General features: G+C 28.4%; 20 protein-coding genes and 1 riboswitch. Of the genes, 5 read left to right on the plus strand and 15 right to left on the minus strand.

Going from position 1 to position 22,698, the window contains the following annotated elements; genetic code table 11:
• The first annotated feature begins 21 nt into the window (after positions 1-21).
• Positions 22-330, plus strand: a complete 309-nt coding sequence (locus KGF50_RS12735) for a hypothetical protein (protein WP_227434417.1) — start codon at positions 22-24, stop codon at positions 328-330.
• 144 nt (positions 331-474) lie between these two features.
• Here KGF50_RS12735 and KGF50_RS12740 read toward each other — a convergent pair whose 3' ends face one another.
• The 3 genes from KGF50_RS12740 to KGF50_RS12750 all read right to left on the minus strand — a co-directional run bounded on the left by KGF50_RS12740 (position 475) and on the right by KGF50_RS12750 (position 4,776).
• On the minus strand, positions 475-2,265 hold the full coding sequence (locus KGF50_RS12740; protein ID WP_227848396.1) for an ABC transporter ATP-binding protein: 1,791 nt from the start codon (positions 2,263-2,265) through the stop codon (positions 475-477).
• The gene (locus tag KGF50_RS12745; RefSeq protein WP_227848397.1) at positions 2,265-3,992 is read right to left on the minus strand and encodes an ABC transporter ATP-binding protein; all 1,728 of its coding nucleotides are present in this window, start codon (positions 3,990-3,992) and stop codon (positions 2,265-2,267) included. Before KGF50_RS12745 ends, KGF50_RS12740 begins: the two co-directional genes overlap by 1 nt.
• 247 nt (positions 3,993-4,239) lie before the next feature.
• Positions 4,240-4,776: a dihydrofolate reductase family protein gene (locus KGF50_RS12750; RefSeq protein ID WP_227848398.1), complete on the minus strand. Its 537-nt coding sequence runs from the start codon at positions 4,774-4,776 to the stop codon at positions 4,240-4,242.
• Between the two features lie 340 nt (positions 4,777-5,116).
• On the opposite strand from KGF50_RS12750, the gene KGF50_RS12755 reads away from it, so the two are divergent.
• On the plus strand, positions 5,117-6,229 hold the full coding sequence (locus KGF50_RS12755; protein ID WP_227848399.1) for an alanine racemase: 1,113 nt from the start codon (positions 5,117-5,119) through the stop codon (positions 6,227-6,229).
• Between the two features lie 234 nt (positions 6,230-6,463).
• Here the strand turns inward: KGF50_RS12755 and KGF50_RS12760 are convergent, their stop codons facing one another.
• From KGF50_RS12760 to KGF50_RS12770, 3 genes are read right to left on the minus strand one after another with little or no spacing between them, the layout of a single operon-like run.
• Positions 6,464-6,973, minus strand: coding sequence for a YjiG family protein (locus KGF50_RS12760; protein WP_227848400.1), 510 nt, complete (start codon positions 6,971-6,973; stop codon positions 6,464-6,466).
• Position 6,974: 1 nt separating this feature from the next.
• Complete coding sequence (locus tag KGF50_RS12765) at positions 6,975-7,622, minus strand: nucleoside recognition domain-containing protein (RefSeq protein WP_227848401.1); 648 nt, start codon at positions 7,620-7,622, stop codon at positions 6,975-6,977.
• Between the two features lie 14 nt (positions 7,623-7,636).
• Positions 7,637-8,809: a M20 family metallopeptidase gene (locus tag KGF50_RS12770; protein ID WP_227848402.1), complete on the minus strand. Its 1,173-nt coding sequence runs from the start codon at positions 8,807-8,809 to the stop codon at positions 7,637-7,639.
• Positions 8,810-9,074: 265 nt separating this feature from the next.
• Here KGF50_RS12770 and KGF50_RS12775 point away from each other — a divergent pair, with 265 nt between their 5' ends.
• Positions 9,075-10,436 carry a hypothetical protein gene (locus KGF50_RS12775; protein WP_227848403.1) on the plus strand — a complete coding sequence of 454 codons (1,362 nt, stop codon included), beginning with the start codon at positions 9,075-9,077 and terminating at the stop codon, positions 10,434-10,436.
• Between the two features lie 234 nt (positions 10,437-10,670).
• On the opposite strand, the gene KGF50_RS12780 is transcribed toward KGF50_RS12775, so the two are convergent.
• From KGF50_RS12780 to bilQ, 7 genes are all read right to left on the minus strand, one after another.
• The gene (locus KGF50_RS12780) at positions 10,671-11,522 is read right to left on the minus strand and encodes a MerR family transcriptional regulator (RefSeq protein ID WP_227848404.1); all 852 of its coding nucleotides are present in this window, start codon (positions 11,520-11,522) and stop codon (positions 10,671-10,673) included.
• A gap of 76 nt (positions 11,523-11,598) precedes the next feature.
• On the minus strand, positions 11,599-11,784 hold the full coding sequence (locus KGF50_RS12785; RefSeq protein ID WP_227848405.1) for a hypothetical protein: 186 nt from the start codon (positions 11,782-11,784) through the stop codon (positions 11,599-11,601).
• A gap of 109 nt (positions 11,785-11,893) precedes the next feature.
• Complete coding sequence (locus KGF50_RS12790) at positions 11,894-13,453, minus strand: ABC-F family ATP-binding cassette domain-containing protein (RefSeq protein ID WP_227848406.1); 1,560 nt, start codon at positions 13,451-13,453, stop codon at positions 11,894-11,896.
• Between the two features lie 183 nt (positions 13,454-13,636).
• On the minus strand, positions 13,637-13,909 hold the full coding sequence (locus KGF50_RS12795; protein ID WP_227848407.1) for a CD3324 family protein: 273 nt from the start codon (positions 13,907-13,909) through the stop codon (positions 13,637-13,639).
• A 209-nt stretch (positions 13,910-14,118) separates the two neighbouring features.
• Positions 14,119-14,649 carry a flavodoxin family protein BilS gene (gene bilS, locus KGF50_RS12800; protein ID WP_227848408.1) on the minus strand — a complete coding sequence of 177 codons (531 nt, stop codon included), beginning with the start codon at positions 14,647-14,649 and terminating at the stop codon, positions 14,119-14,121.
• 77 nt (positions 14,650-14,726) lie between these two features.
• Positions 14,727-15,821 carry a bilirubin reductase gene (bilR, locus tag KGF50_RS12805; protein ID WP_227848409.1) on the minus strand — a complete coding sequence of 365 codons (1,095 nt, stop codon included), beginning with the start codon at positions 15,819-15,821 and terminating at the stop codon, positions 14,727-14,729.
• A 1-nt stretch (position 15,822) separates the two neighbouring features.
• Positions 15,823-16,269, minus strand: a complete 447-nt coding sequence (gene bilQ, locus KGF50_RS12810) for a bilirubin utilization transcriptional regulator BilQ (protein WP_227848410.1) — start codon at positions 16,267-16,269, stop codon at positions 15,823-15,825.
• A gap of 310 nt (positions 16,270-16,579) precedes the next feature.
• Here bilQ and KGF50_RS12815 point away from each other — a divergent pair, with 310 nt between their 5' ends.
• Positions 16,580-17,770, plus strand: a complete 1,191-nt coding sequence (locus KGF50_RS12815; RefSeq protein WP_227848411.1) for a pyridoxal phosphate-dependent aminotransferase — start codon at positions 16,580-16,582, stop codon at positions 17,768-17,770.
• Positions 17,771-17,937: 167 nt separating this feature from the next.
• On the plus strand, positions 17,938-18,903 hold the full coding sequence (locus KGF50_RS12820) for a DMT family transporter (RefSeq protein WP_227848412.1): 966 nt from the start codon (positions 17,938-17,940) through the stop codon (positions 18,901-18,903).
• Positions 18,904-19,010: 107 nt separating this feature from the next.
• On the opposite strand, the gene KGF50_RS12825 is transcribed toward KGF50_RS12820, so the two are convergent.
• Both KGF50_RS12825 and KGF50_RS12830 read right to left on the minus strand, forming a co-directional pair.
• Entirely contained in the window at positions 19,011-19,670 is a 660-nt protein-coding gene (locus KGF50_RS12825; RefSeq protein ID WP_227848413.1) for an anthrax toxin lethal factor-related metalloendopeptidase, read from the minus strand.
• A 99-nt stretch (positions 19,671-19,769) separates the two neighbouring features.
• Positions 19,770-19,856, minus strand: a riboswitch (cyclic di-GMP riboswitch).
• 184 nt (positions 19,857-20,040) lie between these two features.
• On the minus strand, positions 20,041-22,698 hold a 2,658-nt coding region (locus KGF50_RS12830; protein WP_227848414.1), incomplete at its 5' end, for a SpaA isopeptide-forming pilin-related protein.

Consider the following 22,698-nt stretch of genomic DNA (forward strand, 5'->3'; position numbering starts at 1 on the left):
ATCTTGAGAAAGGCTGATTAAATGTTTAATAAAATATATGAAAAAAAAGAATTTATAGTTTTTCAAGTTAAAAAAGGTTATGTAGTTTATAATACTAGAAAGAATTTTGAAGAAGGTCATACACATTTAAAACATTTTGAAGCAGCAAAGACAGCTATTGATTTAGCTATAAATAAAAAAATTCCTCGAAGTAAAGACGGATATTATCTAACTAGTTTAATTCGTATAAGTGATGATTGTTATTACATTGATAAGTTAAGTGAGTTATTATATGTCAGAGAACAAAAGGGTAAGAAAGAAAAATACTGCAATTCTAGTTATCAGATATAACAAGATTAGTTGTCAAATATAAACATTTTTAAGCTTAAAGCTAAAGAGTATCAGTAAGTTTATTAAAAAATAACTTTGCTGATACTCTTTTTAATTATAATATTATCAATTTAAGTTATAACTATTATCTAGGCAGATATTTTACTATTCAGATTCAGTATCTGCAAATTGGCTATTATAAAGCTTCTCATAAAATCCACCTTTTTCCATTAGTTCATCATGATTACCTTGCTCTATAATACTTCCGTTATTCATAACCAAAATCAAGTCAGCATTACGAATTGTAGAAAGTCTATGTGCTATAACAAAACTAGTTCTACCATTCATAAGATTTCTCATTGCCTTTTGAAGCATCAATTCTAATCTAGTATCAACAGAACTAGTAGCCTCATCTAATATCAATATCGAAGGGTCTGATATAAAAGCTCTAGCTATAGTTAAAAGTTGTTTTTCTCCCAACGATATATTAGATGCTTCTTCATTTAAAAACATGTTATATCCATCTGGAAGTGTAGTTATAAAGTGATGTACATTTGCTACTTTTGCTGCTTGTATAATTTCTTCCTTAGTAGCTCCAAATCTACCATATTCTATATTTTCAAAAATAGTACCATTAAATAGCCATGTATCTTGAAGTACCATTCCAAACATTGAACGTAAATCTTCACGTCTCATATTTCTGATATCTACTCCATCAACTTTAATAGCTCCTCCCTTTACATCATAAAATCTCATCAATAAGTTTATTAATGTTGTTTTACCTGCTCCAGTAGGGCCAACAATAGCTACCATTTGACCACTTTTTATTTCTACATTTAAATCTTCTATTAAAGTTTCACTTTCTCCATATCCAAAATTTACATGTTCAAATGTGACATTTCCTTGTACATTTTCTATCTTAACTGGATTTTCAACATCAGGAATTTCCTCTTCTTCATCCAAAATTTCAAATACACGCTCTATTGCTGCAAAAGAAGATTGTATTACAGTTGATAATTGTGTCATCTGTGAAAGAGGCTGATTTATTTGCCATATATAACGTACAAATGCTTGTAAATTTCCAACTGTTATCCCCCCACTCACTGCATATATAGAACCAACTACTGCTACTGCTGCGATTCCAAAATAAGTTACTAATGAAACCATTGGATTCATCATACTTGATATAAATTGTGCCTTAAATCCATTTTCACAAAGTTCTTGATTTACTTTTTTAAATTCTTCTATAGAGTCTTCTTCTTTTCCATATAATTTTATTTCATTAAATCCAGTATACATCTCTTGTACTTTTCCATTTAATTTTCCAAGAGCATTTTGTTGTAATGAAAATCTATTTTGTGATTTGTTTACTATAAACTTAGATACAAAATAACTAATTGGAATTATAAAAAGAGCTATAAATGCCATATATGCATTAATTGTAAACATCATAGAAATTGCCAAAATTATTACTAAAATTGAGTTAATAATTTGCATAAAACTCTGTTGTAAGGCATTTGATATTGTATCTACATCATTTGATATACGACTTAGTACATCTCCAAAACTATTGCTATCAAAATAACTAATAGGCAGTTTTCTTATCTTATTTTCTACTTCATTTCTTAAATCTCTCATCGTATTTTGAATAGCATTTGTAAGTAAAAAACTTGAAGCATACGTAAAAATTGCATTAGCAACATATATACATGCTAAGAGTACCAGAATTTTTACTACATAGTTAAAATTCACAGATGCTCCTGGTATTCCTTTTGCTATACGAATTACATCTTTAGTTAATTGTGTTATTATTAATCCCTCTGTTTTAGGAGCAATTGCATTCATAGTAGCTGCTAAAATTATACATATAATAGCTATAATAAATGAAAATTTATATTGCTTTACAAATGGAAGAAGTCTACCAATTGTTTTTTTAAAGCCTTTAGACTTTTTCATTATTCCAATTCCTCCTTTTTCAACTGAGATGTTGCAATTTCATAGTATATTTCACAATTTTTTAATAATTCTTTATGAGTTCCCATTCCAACAACTTGACCTTCATTTAGTACTACAATTTTATTAGCATCAATAATTGAGCTAATTCTCTGTGCAACAATCAATACAATTGCGTCTTTTGTTTCTTTTTTTAGCTTAGAACGAAGTATTGCATCAGTCTTAAAATCTAATGCAGAAAAGCTATCATCAAATATATATATTTCAGGCTTTCTTATAATAGCTCTGGCAATAGAAAGTCTTTGCTTTTGACCTCCAGATACATTAGCTCCACCTTCACTAATTAATTCATCAAATTTTCTAGGTTTTTTTGATATAAACTCATATGCCTGTGCAACCTTGGCTGAATGTTCTAACTCTGATGTTCCTGCTTTATTTTTACCAAATCTAATATTATTTGCTATACTACCAGTAAAAAGCAATGCTTTCTGAGGTATAAATCCTATCTTCTTTCTCAAAGCCTTTAAGTCATATTCCCTTATATCTACCCCATTTATCTTGATACTACCTTCTGTTACATCATAAAATCTAGGTATCAAGTTAATTAGAGTACTCTTTCCACTACCAGTACTACCTATAAAAGCAACTGTTTCACCAGTCTTTGCAGTAAACGAAATATCTTTAAGTACAGAAGCTTCTCCATCTGGATAAGTAAATGTTACATTGTCGAATTCTATAAGCCCTTTATTTTCAGTATCTTTTACTCCATTTTCAGGATTTTTTATAAGTGGCTCTTCTTCTAAAATTTCTTTTATTCTATTTGCTGAAACTTCTGCTCTTGGATACATGATAAATACCATTGAAAAAAGCATAATTGAAAACATAGCATGGAAAAGATATTCCAAAAATGCAACCAATTGTCCAACTTGAATTTCTCCAATATTTATTTTCTCACTTGAAATCCAAAACACAGCCAAAACAGCTATATTTAATAGTAAAAAGAATGCTGGTTGAGTAATTGACATAAGTTTAAACAGTTTTTTAGAAACATTAGCATAATATGTATTTGTTTCTTCAAATCTTTTTGTCTCATAATCATCATTCCCAAATGCTCTGATGACCCTTATTCCAGTTAAATTTTCTCTTGATATAAGATTTAGTTTATCCAGTCCTTTTTGTTGTTTAGATGATATTGATTGAGAAACTTTTGCTATTACTGCTACTCCAATAATTATAAAAGGAACTGATATAGCTAATACCAAAGAAAGCTCTACACTCGTTCTAATTGTCATGATTATACTTATAATAAACATAACTGGAGTTAATAAGGCTGTTCTAAGAAGTATATTTACAAATTGTTGAATTTGAAATGCATCATTTGTAGTTCTTGTAATCATTGAAGAAATCCCAAATTTATTGTATTCAGTGTGTGAAAATTCTTGAGATTTTTTAAATATATCATTTCTTATATCTCTAGTTACTCCTGTTGATATTTTTGCAGAACAATAACCCAATAATACACTACCTACAACTCCTATAATAGAAATAACAACTATTACTATTCCCATTTGTTTTATGTAAGTTGTGTTTTGATTTGCAATACCATTATCAATTATTTTAGCTATTATTGTTGGTATACCTAATTCAACTAATGCAAAACTAAATATAGCCAGTATATTTAATGCTATTAATAATTTATAATTTTTTAAATAGTTTAAAATTAATTTCATATTCTACTCCTTTCTTAGTTTTTGAGACAGTGTAATTATTATGTAGTAATACCAAGTTTATGAATACTTGCTTTTATAAAAAAAGGAGAAAAGAGTTAGTGCACTCTCTTCTCCAGCATATTCTTTTTAATACACCCTCCGATAAGTCGCTTATATGTTACCATATTTGACAAGTAATGTCAATTCATATATAATTTAAGTTTTTAAATACTTTATTTTATAAAATGATAACAAGCCAGCACATACTTTATACTTGTTTTTTACTATATTCTAATTTTACAAGTTGTTCTAAATTACTAACTTTTTTAAGATTTAAGTTTGTTCTCTGTATTCCAGTTTTAAATAATGGAATTCCTCTACCTAATATTGTTGGCAATACATATACAAAATAATCATCAATTAGATTATCTTTTATAAATAATTCTACTATTTCACTTCCTCCAATTATCCAGATATCTTTCCCATCTCTCTCTGCTCTAATTTGTTCAATTAGTTTTTTAGGGTCTAAATTTGTATACTTTACGTTTTCAGTAACTCCACTAGTAGTCTTTGAATACACATAACATTCTTTCCCTTTATAAAACCATTCATTTGGACTTAGTTCATTTACTATTTGTGTATATGTTGAATTTCCCATAATAACTGTATCAATTGTATTGTAAAAAGTATTATAATCTTCTTGTTGAGAATCTGAAGCTACTTCATCTAAAAAAGCTACACTACCATCTTCTTCTGCTATATAACCATCTAAACTCATTGCAATATAAAGTACCACTTTTCTCATATTTCTTACCTCCAAAATTTATAATATAAGTTTTTTATGCTGAAATAAAATTTTCACTCACTTAAAATACCCTATTAAATAAAACTCAAACAGTTTTAAATAAAACCATAAAAATAAAATATTATTATATATGCAGTTTAATATTCACATAATTTGACAATCAATAAATATATTGAAAATTCTAATTAATCTAAATAAATATTGCTCTAACTCCATACTGGTTCTATAATATAATTAGAAGATATTTATATTATAAAACTAATCTTATCATAATATTTATTAATATCCTAAAATCAAGACCTGTGATTGATTTTACTTTTATTGAAAGGTGGTAAACAACATGAAAATTTCAGAAATTGCTACACCAAGCTTTTTACTAGATTTAGACCAGTTAGAAGAAAATATAAATACAATACAACAAATTTGTACAAAGAATAACAAACAGCTTTGGCCTATGCTTAAAACGCATAAAAGCACATATATAGCAAAACTTCAAAAAGATGCAGGTGCTACTGGATTTCTTGTTGGAACTCTTGATGAAGCTGAAGCTTTGATAAATGCTGGCTTTAAAGATATTATGTTGGCTTACCCTTACATGGGAGATGCAAATATAAATAGGGTAGTAACTATGGCTTCAAAAATAAATTTAATATGTGCTACAGATAATATAGAATGTGCAAAAGCTTACAGTAAAGCTTTTTCTCTAGCTAAAATTGAATGTAAACTACTTCTTATTGTAGATTGCGGATTACACCGTTTTGGTGTTGAACCAGAAAAAGTAGTTGAACTTGCTACTGAAATTTCAAAACTAGAAAATATAAAGATTGTTGGAATAAGCTCACATCCAGGTCAAGTATACGGTTGTAGTTCTCCAGAAGGAGTGCCAGATGTTTGTATTCAAGAAGACTCTGCTATGGAAAAAGCATCTAAATTATTAACTGATAATGGCTTTAATATAGATATTGTAGCTTCTGGAAGCACTCCAACAGTTGAAACTGAGGCTGCTTCTAAAACTATCACTGCTGTAAGACCTGGAAACTATGTATATTATGATGCTATACAAATAGCTTTAGGATGTGCTATTGAAAAGATGTGTGCTCTTACTGTTGTATGTACTGTAATCTCAAAAAATAGTAATGGTTATTATTTAGTTGATTGTGGAAGTAAATGCCTTGGACTAGATAAGGGCGCACATGGAAATAGTAGTATTGTTGGATATGGTATAGTTTGTGGACATCCAGAACTTATTATTGATTCACTTTCAGAAGAAGTTGGTAAAATTAAAGTAAATGGAGAAACTGATATAAAAATAGGTGATAGAATAAGAATCATACCTAACCACTCTTGTTCTACTGCAAACTTAACAAGTAATTTACTAGGCTTTAGGGGAGATACAATAGAAAAAGTAATTGAAGTAGATATACGTGAAAATTCAAAACAGATTGTACTTTAAAAATAAAGTTATAATAAATTGATATTGATATTGACTAAAAAATAGATTTAATTTATTGTTGATTTAAAGGTACTAAAATAAAACATAGAAAATTTAAAAACATAAAAAATCTAAAAAACATAGAAAATCTAAAAGAAGTTTACTACTATACTAGTAAACTTCTTTTTTAATTAACATATCATTTTTTTAATTAGCGCATCATCATGATATTACTATGTTAGTTTTATTTAATTTTTACATTAATCCCATAAAAGTAAGTAAAACTCTAACTATCAACATCCCTACTACTGCATCAAATATAGGAACTGCTAGTAGTAACATTCTATACTTAGTACTAGTATTGGCTACAAGAACTATTCTAGCGTAATGACCAACTAGAGTACCCATTAACATACATGGCATAATCAAGATAGTTGCTTGTGATGCTGTAATTATACCTTGTGCAAATAAATTTGCTGCTGTAGCTGCTCCTGCTGCCTTAGCAAAGAAAGCTGCTATCAAAACTACGACTGATTCTCCAGGTAGTCCAAAAATCCCCATCACTGGACCAAAAACATTTCCTAAAATATCAACTAGACCAGTTAATTGTAGAAATTGCACTATTACATACCCCATTACCATGGCTGGCAATATTTGTTCAACACCTATGTAAAAACCCTTTTTTGCGCCTCCCATAAATGTCTCAACAGCAGTTTTTTTTGGTTTACTATTTACAATTGTGCTTCCAGTAGTTTGTTGACTCATATTACGCAGCCTCCTTATTTTTATTCTTTTTATTTTTTATATTTATAATTAGTCTAACTAGATTGGCACCAAGTATCTTACAGAATATTTCTATAAGTATTATTGGACCTAATGCCAATAATGCTATTGGTAAAAGTGGAGCTTGAGTGTTTATTGTATTTAATATAACTGCTGAACCAGCATATTGATAAGCTACAAATATAGTTCTTTCATCATCTGTTATTTCTCCGTTTTCACATAATTCTTTTGTCATTATTGAAGCTACATCTGAACTAGTAAATGAAGATACAAATGCTATACCAGCTATTCCAGGTATTCCAAGTAAAGGTTTAAGTAATGGATTAAATATCTTTGATGCAGCTTTCATCCCTCCCATAGATTCAACTACATCAATAAGTCCTACAGCAAAACATACTGTTGGTATTAAAGTAAGTGCAAATAAAAAACCATCCTTTGCACCAGTTCCGCCTTTTCCCATAAAATCTGCACCATCTGAGATAGTACCAAATGAACCAGTTAAGTTAGCAAAGTCTAAAGCTTTTAGAAATCCTTGACTATCTTTAAAGATGCCAGAAAATAGTATTATCAATACAAATAAAGACATATATCCTTTCCATGTTACCTTATTATCTCCAGCTGTTGTATCCATATAAAATCCCCCTTTTATATATCAAGTTTATCTAAATTTAAAACAATTGTAGAAATCAATTTCACCCTTTCAAACATAGAATCTACTAATGCGTATTCTCTTGATGTATGATTCCATTCTCCCTTTACTCCAAAAGAACATATCGTAGGAACGTTTGCAATAGTTAAATAACTAGCATCTGAACTTCCTCCAAGTCTCTTAGCCTTTATTTCACCAAACCCATTTTCTTTTGATACTGTATTTACAAATTTATGAAACTTCATAACATCCTCTGTAGTTTCAAATGGCATCATTTCACTTACAAAATCAACATGTGTAGAAGTTCCTTCTATATAAGTATCTTCACATATTTCTTGAATTCTTTTTTTAACATTTTCCATTTCTTCTACTTTTTCAAATCTAAGGTCTACTTCTATGCTACAATCTTCTGGAATAGAATTTGATACTCTTCCTCCTTTAATTATACTTACACTTGCTGTAGTCCCAACTTCAAGATTAGTCAATTTTTGTATTTGTAATATCTTATTAGCCATTTCTTCTATTGCATTTCTTCCACCTTCAAAATCATTTCCTGCATGTGTTTCTACACCTTTTACATGTATATTACACCCAATTCTTCCTTTTCTACCTACACATAAGCTATTATCTACCAATCCAGTTTCCATATTAAATGCACATAGACCACCTTTTGCTTCTTTTAATATAAGGTCTCCTCCGCTTGAATCCTTATGTCCTATCTCTTCATCTCCTGAAAAGACTATTTTTATTGGTCTATCTTTGTATCCTATCTTATTTAAAACTTTAATAACGTATAAAGAAATTACTATTCCACCTTTCATATCTAACACACCTGGGCCATATGCTCTTCCTTCCATTATTTTAAATGGATTTTCTCCAAATGTACCTATTTCAAAGACAGTATCCATATGCCCTGAAAAAATTATTGGTTTCTTATTTCTGTTAGAACCAAGTGTACCTACTAATGTACTGCCATTATTTCCAACATCTATTAAATCACAATCTAATCCTTCTTTTTCAAACTCACCTTTTAATCTCTCAGCCAATTTATTTACACTCTCTTTACAGTTTGTGTAGCTTTCAATATTAACAATCTCTTTCCACAATGAAATTATTTCTTCTCTATTCTCGTCAACAAATTTAGAAATCTCCTTTAAATATGTACTCATAATAATCTCCTTTATTTTTGAATAAAATATTTTTTTCCTAAAAGCTGAGTTTATACTTTAGGAAATTTTAAAAGACTAGTCCTTAATTACAAAATAACACAATTATTTTCATCAGTCAACATTTTTTCAGTATATTTTTTATTTTCTGACTTTTCTTTTAATTATTACTTTGTAAAATAAATTGACGCTTTTTATCTACTATTATAAAATGAGGTTATAAATTAATAATTAGTTACAATACTTTCGAAATTTTAAAGGAGGTTTTATGAAATATAAGATTGGCTTTTTAACAACATCTTATTTTATGGCAGATAACTTTAAACAAGCTCTCGAAGAATTAAAAGATATTTGCGAGATTACATACATTGAACTAAAAGGCGAAAACCCTTTCAGTAATTTGCCAAATATATATAATGAACAGGTAGATAATTTTGATGGATTTGTTTGTAGTGGTATAATTCCATATAGTGAACTTATAATAAATATAGAGGATATAAAGGTTCCATTAAGTTTCTTAAAGCTTGACGAAAGAGATTTTTATAAATACTTATTTAAACTATTAAATAGTAAAAGAGAGATTGATTTTACAAAATCATTTATGGATTTTTTAAGAGAAGATAATAACTATTATGACATCTATTCATTGATAGATTATAAAAACTGTCCATATACAATTAAAGATTTCAATATTCCTCAACCTGTATATGACTTCAAAAAATTAAATGATAAATTATTGGAGATACACCTAGATTTATTAAAGAATAATAAGATTAACCTTTCTATTACTAGAAATTATATAATTAATTGTGAATTAAATAGACTTGGATATGACTGTATTTATATGGTGCCATCTACTGAATCAATCTTAAACACATTTAAATCTGTAATAAACGAAATAACATTGAAAAAATTGGATAAAAATAAATCTGCAACTTGTATAGTCACAATAAATAGCTCAGAGTATATAAATGATGACCTAATATTTAAAAATGATGAGATACAAAATCAAATATATAATACTATCTTAAATTCTTTATCAAGAAATGGATTCTATGGAGTTCAAGTCAAAAAAAATGATATGAAAATAGAAATACATACTACTAAAGAAATGCTAAATAATATGACTAAGGACTATACAGAATTTTTTATTTCAGAAGACTTAAAAGAAATTAAGTACAGCTTAAATATTGGTTGGGGAATTGGCAACACAAATATTCATGCAGAACAGAACGCTCGTCAGGCAAATAGTAAATCAGCTTCTCTAGGTGGAAATTGTACGTTTATAGTAAATGACACTAATAATATAATAGGACCTTTATATTCAAATAAAAATTCTAATGACCTTGAAGAAAGTTCAATAGCTAATAAAGTTGCTTCTTTCATCCCTTTATCTAATGTAAATGTATCTAAAATTATGAGTATGATTAATGATAGAAATTCAAATAATGTATCAGCAGAAATATTATCAGACTATATGAATATAACGCTTAGAAGTGCAAATAGAATCCTAAGTATCTTATATAAGGCTGGTATTGCAACTATTGTAAACACAAAGTTGGATAATCAAAGAGGTAGACCAAAGAAAATATACAAAGTTGATTTCTTAGCTTTTTTAGACAATATGTAGAGAGATAATATGTAGAGATTGAAGCCTCAATTATTAGCTTTTTTAATAAAAACAGCATTTTTCCACTGATTCTCAATAAGCAAAGTTTTTAAATATGAATATGCAAAATGCCAGAATCCTAATAAACACTATGTTTTTATCAATTCTGGCATTTTTTTATTCCGCTATTAGAATTTAAATAAATGATGCTAAAGTAAGCTTTTGCTTTTGATTTATGGAAAGTAAGTTCACTCATTACTCATTTTTTGAGAGTTGCTTGTTTTTTTGGTATATTTTATTCCATCCTACTAGTAATAAAATAATAAACACACAGGTATCTACAAAAAGAATAACTGTAATGTGCTTGACAATATTGTAGACAAAAAATATTGAAAATACTTCTACAGATAAAGCTACAAAACATAAAAAGTTCGTCAAATAATCTGCAATAGTATCACTATAGAAAGCTCGTATTTGTAACCATCTACATATAAATGGACGTAAAATAAACCTGAACACAACACAAATAACGGGATAGGCATAAATAAATTTTTTATCTACACTATTGGCTACACCATTATTCCATTGCACAGGAATTTGAAGTGGCAATTTTGGAAATGCTATTATTGCAATCAGTAAACAAGCAATGGTGATAATTCCCCATGTAACATTTCCTCCCCACATATATAAGAAACTTACAGAGTCCAGTTTGAAAATATGTTTATTTTCATTCCAATATTCTGGTAGCTCAGTTATATATTCTTCTACTTTTAAATTCAAATAACTTAGTTCATCAAATTTGAGCATTTTTTCACACATAGTTTTTGCATTTTCCAAATCAGATATTTTAGTTTTGAGAACTTGTTCCTGTTTTTCAACAACCTCATATAAAGATATTTGCTGAAGCATAATATTACGAATATCATCAATAGAAATCCCTAATGTACGCAAATATGCGATTTTTTTGATGTCCTCTACATTTATATCTGAATACTCTCTATATCCATTGCTTTCATTGCGAACGGGTTGAATTAGCATTTCTTTTTCATAAAAACGAATATTAGAACGTGCTAGTCCGGTTTTTTCTTCAACTTCCTTAATTGTCATTTTTAAACACCACCTTTCAATTTATTGAATCACCTAATATCTTTCCTTTTTATTACTCTAAGTCTTCTTTAATATTTTATTTCATTATTTGATTCACCAATATTACATTATCAATAGTAACATACTTTGCAACAATCGCCTCCTTGTATGCATTTGAAACTGTTTGATTATTATATAAAATAAAGTATAAACAAGGTTTACAGTCAAGTATTTTTATCATTCTTTTGATTTTATTAAAAAAGGCATCGCAAATAAATGCCATGCCTTTCTATTAATTTAGTTTTTTCATATCTTCCTGACTTCAAAAGTCAAATTAACTTGTCTTATAGTAAAATTGATAAAAGATATAATAGGTGGTATAAGATTTTCTATCATACTAAATAATTAATTGCCCACTTCTCACAATCCCAAATTTTATTAACTATATCAGTATAAAATTCTGGCTCATGGCAGACTAAAACTATACTTCCTTCATATGATATTAAAGCTTTTTTTAGTTCTTCCTTTGCTTCAGAATCTAAGTGATTTGTTGGTTCATCTAGTATTAATATATTACTAGGATTATTTATAAGTTTACATAACCTTACTTTAGCTTGTTCTCCACCACTTAATATAGAAAGCTTACTTTCTATATGTTGATTAGTCAATCCACATCTGGATAGCATTTTTCTTATTTCATATCTTGTATATCTTGGAAATTCATACCACACCTCATCAATAAGTTTTTTATCACTTATTTCTTTAACTTCTTGTTCAAAATAGCCAATATTTTGTTCTTCTCCCACTTCAATACTTCCACTTATTGGTTTATTTATTCCAATCAAACTTTTTAATAAGGTTGATTTTCCTATACCATTTGCACCTATTAAAGCTATTTTTTCTCCTCTTTCCATAATTAAATTTATAGGTTTACTTAGTACTGTTTCATATCCTATAACTAAATTCTTAGCTTCAAATATCATCTTCCCAGATTTTTTGGATATTTTAAAGTCGAAATGAGGTCTTACTTTTTCCCTTGATATGCTTATTCTTTCTATTTTATCTAATTTTTTCTGTCTTGATTTTGCCATCTTACTGGTTGATGCTCTAACTTTATTTTTTGCAATATATTCTTCTAACTTTGATATTTCTCTAACTTGTTTTTCTTGAGCTATTCTTAAATTTCTTTTATTTTCTTCATACATCTTTTGGAAATTTTCATAATTGCCAATATATCTTGTCAATGTCATATTTTCAAGATGACACACTACATTCACAACACTATTCAAAAACTCCAAATCATGTGATATCAATATGAACGCATTTTCATAATTTTGAAGATATTTTCTTAACCATTCTATATGTTCTTCATCCAAATAGTTTGTAGGTTCATCTAAAAGCAATATATCTGGTTCATCTAACAATAGTTTACCTAATAATACCTTTGTCCTTTGACCTCCACTCAATTCTGAAACATCTCTATCAAGTCCAATATGTCTAAACCCAAGACCTAAAGCAATTGAATCTATCTTTGAATCAATATTGTAAAATTCATTGTTATTTAAAAAAGCTTGTATATTAGCGACTTTTTCAAGAGACTTATTTATCTCATGTTCATTCATTTCTCCCATTTTACTGTATATACTATTCATTTCACTTTCCATATCAAAAAATTCCTTAAAAGATTCTCTTAAAATATCTTTTATTGTATTACCTTTTTCTAGTTTAGTATGTTGATCCATATATCCAACTCTTACTTTGCTACTCCATTGTATATCACCACTATCTGGAATCAGTTGACTTGTTATTATATTCATAAATGTAGATTTTCCCTCGCCATTTTTTCCAACAAGACCTACATGCTCCCCTCTTAACAGTCTAAAAGATATGTCTTTAAATAATGTTCTATCCCCAAATCCATAACTTATATTATTTACATTTAAAATACTCATTGTTCTATTCCTCTTCTTAAAATTTAGAAATTCCTCAATGAAATCATATCATTTAAATAGAGCATACCTCAAGTTCATAAACAAATCTGTACTAATTTTGTACGAAAAAAGAGACTTTGTTAAAAAGTCTCTTCTTAATTTTTTGTTATATAAATCTATCTTTAAAGCATTACTATTCTATTTTCAATCGCTTTTTTCTTCTCTTATTATTCGTCTTATACTATGCTCAGTTAAATAATAGTCCTTTGTAAGTTCTTTAACAGAAACACCTTTATTGTACTTATCAAATATTTCCTTATTTCTTTCTTTCAAGATATTTCTTGAACCACTATTTTCGCCCCAAACTTTTTTATTTTCAGACTTTCGTGGTATATATAAATAACTACCATCTGTATATTCTTGAATTAATTCAAGTATCTCTTCTGGCAATATATTTTGTGCTTTTTCATACTTCATAATACTCTGCTCCCATCTACATTTTAAATTGTAAATAAAAGCAAAGACTGCACAAAAACAAGTTAGCCTAAATATTATCTTGATTTATTAGGCTCTAAACAAAGTTTTATTGCAATTGCATTTTGCAGTCTTTGCTTAGAGCCAACTGAAATTATAATATCGTTACTCTCTTTCATATTACAAACTCCCTTTCTATCTAATTTAAACTATTACATATTACTAGCCTTAGCTATTATATCTTTTGCAAATCTGACAGCTTCAGATATCTCTTGCTCATCTGGATGACTTTGAGATTCTTCATGATTGTTTAATTGCTCACAAATATGTTCATTTTCAGGATGAAGCTTTAGCATTTCTTCATATTTCACCTTTAAACCTTCTGCAATTTTTCCTTGGCATATAAATGAACCAACTATTTCATTATCTTTTGAAAAAACATCTTTTACTTTGTCCATTATGTTAATTCCATAGTTTCCCTTTGTACTTGCTCCCATTGTTCCAAATAAAGCTAGCTTTTTGTTATGAATATTTTCAAAGACTAGTTTTGAATTTTTATCACAAATTCCTTTGTCTACCCAATATCCTAAGAATATTATATCATAATTTTCATAGTCAACATTATTATCAATTAACTCACTGATATTTTTAATTTCTTTTCCGCCTTGAATTGCATCATATATAGAGTGAGCAATTTTTTTAGTATTTCCAGTTGAACTTGAATATAAAATTAAACTTTTCATGATATATCCTCCTATATGTTAAGTTTTTATCTAAATTTTCTTAATATCATTAAGTTTTTAATCACTATAAAATTTTATTAGTCTAATATACAACCAAACTGAGAATGTGTTTGCAATGCATCTGCACATTTTTTATTACAGTAGCAACACTTCTTAATATCATCTACTCTTCCTTCTCTTACTTTCTGCAACCAATCACTGTCTGCCAATAGTTGTCTTGACATGGCAACCATATCCACTCTGTTATTTGATATAACACTTTCTATGAAGTCTGGACTAGATAGCTTCCCAACACCACATACTGGAAGGGTTGTGTGTGTTTTAACTTCATCAGCTAAATATAAAAAGCATCCCTCATCTTTAAAATAAGGATGATTATTAATTGGTATGGTGTCTTCTAATTTTGAATGATTTGCTAATGTTACATGAAAGCTATCTACACCAAGTGATTCAAATTTTTTTACAAAGTGCTCCACTTCAGAAAGTAAAACTCCTGCATTACCATAATGAGGATTTTCTTGTCTAATTGCAAGCTTATAATCTATTGGAATATCCTTTATGTCATTACGAATACTACTAATTATTTCACTTGCAAATCTACTTCTATTATCACAACTTCCACCATATTCATCAGTTCTATTATTGTATATACTAGAGGAAAAGCTTCCTACAAGTCTATCTCCATGAATTTGAATCATATCAAAGCCTGCTTTTTTTGCATTTAATGCTGTTACTCTAAACAATTCTATAATATTTTTTATTTCCTCTTTTGGCATATTGGTTACATAATCCTTTACTCCATCATCCATAATTTTTTTTATTTCATCATGTGAAGTAATTCCCAATTCCATAGTATTTCTGATTAAATTCATGTCATAATCGGAGCAAAATATTTGTGCTGAAACTTTCGCCCCTGAATTATGTATTTCATCTACAATTTTTTTATACTCTCTAATTCCATCTTCATCTGATAAGCTTAGAGCCATTTTATGAAAACTAGGTCTAACTGATACATCTCCTATCGTAATTAAAGCTACACCTGATTTAGCAATTTTACAAAACTTGTTGATTTTTTCTTCCAAATTAAGACCCATACTTGTAGGTGCAAAAGATACTCTATTTTTTAATTCTAAATTTCCAATTTTAATTGACTTTAATAAATTGCTGTACATCCTATTCTTCCTCCACTGTTGCCTTTATATCTCTTACTGTATGTAGTTTTTTTACTAAGTCCTTGTATTCTTCATCCAAAAACTCTTTTTTTATATTACTATCCCACTTTGAAAATATGTTTTTTATATCTCCCAGTACCTCTTCACCCTTGTCTGTTATTCTCAATTGAAAAGCTCTACTATCATTTGGATTTTGAATCTTTTCTATGTATCCATCTTGTTCTAATCTAGATATAGTTCTTGTAGTATGAGCTTTATCCACCTCGAATTCTGTTGAAACATCATTCAAAGAACAATTCCTATTCTTATTGATATAAATTAAATAAAAATACAGGCCATTCGTAAGCTTATATGGCTTTAGACACTTTTCACAATAGAGTTTAAAGTTCCTTTGTAAATAACAAATAATATACGACAAACTCTCATGCTGTAACTTTTTAAAATCCATTTTTAATTTCCCCTCTATAATTCTAATACAATATATTTGACTATATCAACTATATTATATTAAATACTTGATATAGTCAAGAATATTTTGCCTTATAACTGTATATTTTTATACTCCCTTCTAAAATTATCATAAAATATAATTGAGCTTTAATTAGAATTTGTAATTTTTTATATATATCATACATAAATATATTTTATATAAAAGTTTATATTTTCAAGCAAATAATTTTTCGAAAATTGTCTAAATTCAGTAAAAATATGGTAATATATACATAAGCAATATAAATCTATAAAAGGGAGTGTTACATATGATATCTAATAAAATGCAAACTTTAGTTGCAAACAGCTCTGTTATAAGAGCCATGTTTGAAGAGGGAAAAAAACTTTCCGATATCTACGGAGAAGAAAATGTTTTTGATTTTAGTATAGGAAATCCAAGTGTTGAGCCTCCAGAAACTATTAAAGCAGTTATAAGCGATATTTTAAATGAAGAATCTCCAAATCTAGTTCATGGATATATGAACAACTCAGGATATGAAGATGTAAGAGATGCTATTGCCAACCACATAAATAAAAAAGATGAATTAAACCTTACTAGAGATAATTTAATTATGACTTGTGGGGCTGCTGGTGGTCTAAATATCATTTTAAAGACTCTTTTAAATCCTGATGATGAAGTTATTGCTTTTGCACCATATTTTGGTGAATATAAAAATTATACAGAAAACTATGATGGAAAATTAATAGAAGTCCCTACAAATATAGAAACTTTTGAACCAGATTTAGATGCTCTAAGAAATGCTATTACTCCAAAGACAAGAGCTTTAATAATAAACACTCCAAATAATCCTACTGGTGTTATTTATTCTGAAGAATTACTAAAAAATCTTGGAGAGTTACTAGATACAAAACAAAAAGAATTTAATACAAATATATATTTAATTTCTGATGAACCATATAGAGAAATAATTTATGATGGTGCTAAAGTTCCTTGTATACTAAAATACTATAAAAATTCATTTATAGGATACTCTTATAGTAAATCATTGTCTCTACCTGGTGAACGTATAGGATATATTGTGGCTAATGGAGAAATGGATGATTTTGATGATGTTATGTCTTCATTAAATGTTGCAAATAGAATACTAGGATTTGTAAATGCTCCTTCTCTTTTCCAAAGAGTTATTGCAAGAAGCTTAGATGCAGAAGTTGATGTAAATATTTACAAGAAGAACTTTGACCTTTTATATAATAGCTTAATAGAAATGGGATTTTCTTGTGTTAAACCTAGTGGTACATTCTATTTATTCCCAAAAGCTCCAATTGAAGATGATAAAAAATTCTGTGCTGATGCTAAACAATTTAATTTGCTATTAGTACCAGGTTCTTCTTTTGGTTGCCCAGGGCACTTTAGAGTATCATATTGTGTATCTTATGATAAGGTTAAGAGTTCTCTACCAGCATTTGAAAAACTAGCTAAATTATACAACTTAAAATAATTAAATAAATCTAATTCCAAATAATTAGCTACCTTAGTGTAGAATATTTATATTCTATATTAAGGTAGCTTATAATTTTATATCTTATATTTATATACCACTTTATACCAATGTACTTGAATATTGTAGTTTATAGTACTAATATAAATTACAAGGAGGTGTTTGATTTGAAAAAAGGTTATGTTTATATAATACTGACTACCCTATTTTTTAGTTCAATGGAAATTAGTCTAAAAACAGTTACTAATGACTTTAATCCCATACAAATAACTTTATCAAGATTTTTTGTTGGTGGATTAGTCTTACTACCTTTTGCTATAAAAAGATTAAAATCCCTTAGTATTTCTATTACAAAATCAGATTTAAAATACTTTGCTTTTTTAGGCTTTATGTGTGTTGTAGTAAGTATGTCATTGTACCAGTTAGCTGTATTAAACACAAAAGCATCTGTAGTTGCTGTCTTATTTAGTTGTAATCCAGTATTTGTGATGCTTCTAGCTTATTTGATTCTAAAGGAAAAAATCTATAGGCACAATATAATTTCACTTATATTAGAAGTACTTGGAATTATAGTTATTATAAATCCACTGAATACAAGATTAACTTTTAGTGGTATATTCTTAACACTATCTTCTGCCATTATTTTTTCAATGTACACTGTTTTTGGTAAAAGAAAAACCTTAAAATTTGGTGGAATAATTGTGACTTGTTTCAGTTTTATATTTGGTAGTTTAGAAATGCTTGTATTGGTTCTACTTACTAAGATTAATTTTATATCAAATATGTTAAATAAAAATGGGCTCCATGTATTTGCAAATATACCTATTTTTAGTGGTTATACCTTACACAACATACCTACTATGATTTACGTATTTGTATTTGTTACAGGTGTTGGTTATGCACTTTATTTTATGGCAATGGAAGCTACATCTACTAGTCTTACATCTTTAGTATTTTTCTTTAAGCCAGTAATATCTCCAATACTAGCATTACTAATTCTTAAAGAATTTATTCCTATTAATATGATTATAGGAATTCTATTGATAGTGATTGGTTCAATAGTTTCTATTATACCTACAATAATGACTCAATCTCATAATAAACATATTGAGTCCTTGTATAAAAGTCAGTAATAAATCTTCTCATAAAGATATACATAAGATTAAATTAATTAGTTTTTCACGCAATATAAAAGAGATGCTAGCATACTAGCATCTCTTAATTTTTTTATATAAATTTTCTATTTTGCTAAGTTTTGTAAAAAACTATAAGTTTGTGGACAAGCTACTTTTAATTTACTATTTGTATCTTGATTTAAGTAGTAATATGCAAATGCTTCAGCAAAGAATTCTTCTGGATATACACCTAAATAATTTACATTTCCTAAAGAACGTCCTTCTTTAGCAAATATTTGTTTAAATTGTGCTGATTTAGAAATATCATTTAATGCAAGATGGTCTACTGCATGTGCTGTTTCATGTAATTCTAAGTTTATTGCATCATGACCTTTACCTTTGTTACTAAATCCTATTCTAAGAGCTACTGTACTTCCACCTAAACCAGGAACATCATCCCAAGTTTTACCAGTGTTTTCCCATCCCTTAGGAACTACACCTTTTAAATAAGCATATTCTTTTTCATCTGTTAATTTTCCACTTAATAATTTTATTTTTAAGTTATCTTGTTTTAATACATTTAAATATTTTCCATCTATATTAGCAAGTCTATTTATCATAGCATTAGCTTCATTTTTATCGTAATTTCCACTTGGAAGAACCACTATTTGACTAAGTGTTTCTTTATTTTGTAGAGTTGCACTATCTGCATGTGCACTTACTGGAACTGAACTTATTAAGAATATTGATATTATAGCGATTAATAATTTTTTACTTGGTTTCATATTATTCCCTCCTTTGAGTTAGGCCGGGAGTAATAAATTTCAAAATAAAAAAGATACCCAAGAGTATCTTTGTATATACAAAAAGAAATTTTTACTCTTTTCGGCAACTGGCTGGCGTGGTTTATTTAAACTTTAGCCCCTATAGCTTTGCGTGACTAGGTTTCCCTAGTTTTGCCTCATTTAATTTTATATTTATATTATATCTTATATCCTTTTATTTGTCTATAGTTTTCTGGATATCTTTTCTAAAAAATGATTATTTTTTTACATAATACTTCAAAAAAAAATATCTTCTAACAATATTCTCACTTAAGAATATTGTTTTAGAAGATATTTTTTAATATTATTTATATTTTTATAATGTTAGGGTCTAATTGATGTTTTTCTTTCTTCTCAATATAATAAGTCCTACAATAGCTCCTAACCCTAAAAGTATTTCTACAGTAATTGTAGTACTATCCCCTGTCTTTGGTGGTACTGGTGGATTTACTACAGTATTATCTTTTCCTGTATTATTCTTTTCCTGTGGTACTGGTGGGTTTATTACCTCTGTTATTGGAACAATTTGCTTAACAGGCTTTTCTATTGCATCTTCTGATGGTGGTATTGGTGGATTTACTACCTCTGGTATAGGAGGATTTACCACATTTTCTGTTGGTGGCACTGGTGGATTTATTGTTGGTTCCTCTGTATCAGATGGTCTTGATGGTTTACTTGGCTTATCTGTACTTGGAGGTACTGGCGGATTCACTGTTGGTTCATCTGTACCTGGTGGTACTGGTGGATTTACTGGAAGATTTTCTTGTTTTACATTTTCTATGTTCCCAATATCCACAATTTTACCAATATCTTTTCTATCAATTTCCACCTTGATTTTATCCTTTAATTTTTCATATCCACTTGGAGCCATTGTCTCAACTAAATAATATGTTCCTGAATTCTTGACACTAGATTCAATTATACCATCTTCATTACTAACTAAATCCTTAACTACTACTATTCCAAATGCATTTTCCAAATTAAACTTTGCACCTTCAAGTGCATTTTTATCTGAACTATCTACCTTCTTAGCTTCAAAAGCATATCCTTGTTTAGTAGTTTCTACTCCAGGAGGACTTGAACCATTAATCTGAGCTACATTTTGTATAGTCTCTCCTACTTTTACACCTGTGAAATCTGCATCAAATGTAACCCAACCTTGTACAGGTTCACCTTCTTTTATCTGTTTAAATTCATATTTATTTACTAATCTTATAGTGTTTTTTCCATCTCCAGCTTCTTTTTTAATTTCAAGATTATCAGAGTACTTTATATTAGATATCTTTAATGCTGGATTTACTTCATCTAGAATATTTACTTGCCCTGCATCATAAACTCCATAAGTTGACATGTTTATTTTGTACTTAACTATTTGGTTATCATTGCCATCTAATACCTTTTTATCAACCTCTTTTTTAGCACTTATTAATCCAGAGTTTTTCTTAAAACTTATTTCGTCTCTTTTATCTACTTTACTATTATTTGCATCAAGAACAGCTCTATTTATATAACTATCTTCAATACTGATAACTTTTAATGTATATGCTATAAAAAACTTTGATTCTACTTCTTCGTCACTAAGATTAATTGTAAATCCAGTTATAACTTTTTCTACTTGCCCACTTTCATTTCTTTTTTCTTCTGTTTTATATGAAATATTATTTGCAATTTTTTCTTTACTCCAAGGAGTCCAGCCACCATTCATTGGAACTTCTACAACTCTAAAGTCATGCCCAGCTTCCCCAGCAGTAGTTAATCTCATACCTTCTGGTATATTATCTGTTATAACCACATTACTTACTGGTGATTTATCATCATTTATTGAAATCTGATAGTTGATTACTTGACCTACTTGAGTAATATTTGTTGCTCCTGAATGTCCCTTAGTTAAAAGATAATCGTTTCCTCTATCAAATACACTTACAGTAGCCTCATCTTCTTGTATTTTCTTACCATCAGATTCTAATCTAGCTACATTCTTATATTTATTACCATGTTTTGCATTTTCATCACTAATTCTAGCCTTATACTTAACAGTATACGCTTTGTCTATATCTCCAAAATTAACTGAAATAGAATTTTCACCTTGCTCAATATTAAAATCACTTACTTCTTTTCCGTTGCTTGCTACTACACTTACAGAATCTTTTATTAATGTCATTCCTTCAGGAAGTTCATCATATAAAGTAATGTCTTTTAATTCTTCCTCTTTTTCATTTACTTGTATACTATAATTTATATCTTTATTTTTAACTGGCATAAATACAGTAGTTGACTCTCTTCCTTCAACAAGCTTTTTAAGTGTTCCTTTAGCTTCTTCAATGTCTTCTTTATCGCCAGGTTTTATTTCTACATCTACATCTCCACTTCCACTTTCTATCTTTCCAGTAGTTTCAATATGAATTTTTGCACTTGTCTCTTCATCAACTTTCTTAACATACGCTTCTAATCCAATTTTTCCTTGCATTACACTTTGACCATTAGGCAATTCTCTAAATGTAAGTGTATACTCTCCATTACTCTCTGTTTTATCAAAACATTCACTTGTATAATCTAAATTAACTTTATTAAATACATCAGGAACTTTAAAAGTTATTGAGTCACCTGCTTGTATTCCTTTTGATGTTGGAGTATAAGTTAATTTAAATGTAATTTTTTTCATTGACTCTGTTTCTATTGTGTTATTATTAATTTTTACAACAAATCCGTACTCTTCATTTTCTTCATTAAGTTCTTCTTCTAAAGTTTTAAGTAAATTTTCATCCTCTATTGGAGTTTGTTCTGGCTTCTTATTTTCTTCTTGTTTATCCCCTTCTGGAGCCTGTTCTGGTTTCTTATTTTCTTCTTGTTTATCTCCTTCTGGAGTTTGTTCTGGTTTCTTATTTTCTTCTTGTTTATCTCCTTCTGGAGTTTGTTCTGGCTTCTTATTTTCTTCTTGTTTATCCCCTTCTGGAGCCTGTTCTGGTTTCTTATTTTCTTCTTGTTTATC

It is taken from the genome of Clostridioides sp. ZZV15-6598 (assembly GCF_020657705.1).
Classification (GTDB): domain Bacteria; phylum Bacillota; class Clostridia; order Peptostreptococcales; family Peptostreptococcaceae; genus Clostridioides; species Clostridioides difficile_F.

What these genes read in the sequence shown, in the direction of transcription:
- KGF50_RS12735 (WP_227434417.1), top strand. Translation starts at nt 22, where the DNA reads ATGTTTAATAAAATATATGAAAAAAAAGAATTTATAGTTTTTCAAGTT.
- KGF50_RS12740 (WP_227848396.1), bottom strand. Translation starts at nt 2,265, where the DNA reads ATGAAAAAGTCTAAAGGCTTTAAAAAAACAATTGGTAGACTTCTTCCA.
- KGF50_RS12745 (WP_227848397.1), bottom strand. Translation starts at nt 3,992, where the DNA reads ATGAAATTAATTTTAAACTATTTAAAAAATTATAAATTATTAATAGCA.
- KGF50_RS12750 (WP_227848398.1), bottom strand. Translation starts at nt 4,776, where the DNA reads ATGAGAAAAGTGGTACTTTATATTGCAATGAGTTTAGATGGTTATATA.
- KGF50_RS12755 (WP_227848399.1), top strand. Translation starts at nt 5,117, where the DNA reads ATGAAAATTTCAGAAATTGCTACACCAAGCTTTTTACTAGATTTAGAC.
- KGF50_RS12760 (WP_227848400.1), bottom strand. Translation starts at nt 6,973, where the DNA reads ATGAGTCAACAAACTACTGGAAGCACAATTGTAAATAGTAAACCAAAA.
- KGF50_RS12765 (WP_227848401.1), bottom strand. Translation starts at nt 7,622, where the DNA reads ATGGATACAACAGCTGGAGATAATAAGGTAACATGGAAAGGATATATG.
- KGF50_RS12770 (WP_227848402.1), bottom strand. Translation starts at nt 8,809, where the DNA reads ATGAGTACATATTTAAAGGAGATTTCTAAATTTGTTGACGAGAATAGA.
- KGF50_RS12775 (WP_227848403.1), top strand. Translation starts at nt 9,075, where the DNA reads ATGAAATATAAGATTGGCTTTTTAACAACATCTTATTTTATGGCAGAT.
- KGF50_RS12780 (WP_227848404.1), bottom strand. Translation starts at nt 11,522, where the DNA reads ATGACAATTAAGGAAGTTGAAGAAAAAACCGGACTAGCACGTTCTAAT.
- KGF50_RS12785 (WP_227848405.1), bottom strand. Translation starts at nt 11,784, where the DNA reads ATGGCATTTATTTGCGATGCCTTTTTTAATAAAATCAAAAGAATGATA.
- KGF50_RS12790 (WP_227848406.1), bottom strand. Translation starts at nt 13,453, where the DNA reads ATGAGTATTTTAAATGTAAATAATATAAGTTATGGATTTGGGGATAGA.
- KGF50_RS12795 (WP_227848407.1), bottom strand. Translation starts at nt 13,909, where the DNA reads ATGAAGTATGAAAAAGCACAAAATATATTGCCAGAAGAGATACTTGAA.
- bilS (WP_227848408.1), bottom strand. Translation starts at nt 14,649, where the DNA reads ATGAAAAGTTTAATTTTATATTCAAGTTCAACTGGAAATACTAAAAAA.
- bilR (WP_227848409.1), bottom strand. Translation starts at nt 15,821, where the DNA reads ATGTACAGCAATTTATTAAAGTCAATTAAAATTGGAAATTTAGAATTA.
- bilQ (WP_227848410.1), bottom strand. Translation starts at nt 16,269, where the DNA reads ATGGATTTTAAAAAGTTACAGCATGAGAGTTTGTCGTATATTATTTGT.
- KGF50_RS12815 (WP_227848411.1), top strand. Translation starts at nt 16,580, where the DNA reads ATGATATCTAATAAAATGCAAACTTTAGTTGCAAACAGCTCTGTTATA.
- KGF50_RS12825 (WP_227848413.1), bottom strand. Translation starts at nt 19,670, where the DNA reads ATGAAACCAAGTAAAAAATTATTAATCGCTATAATATCAATATTCTTA.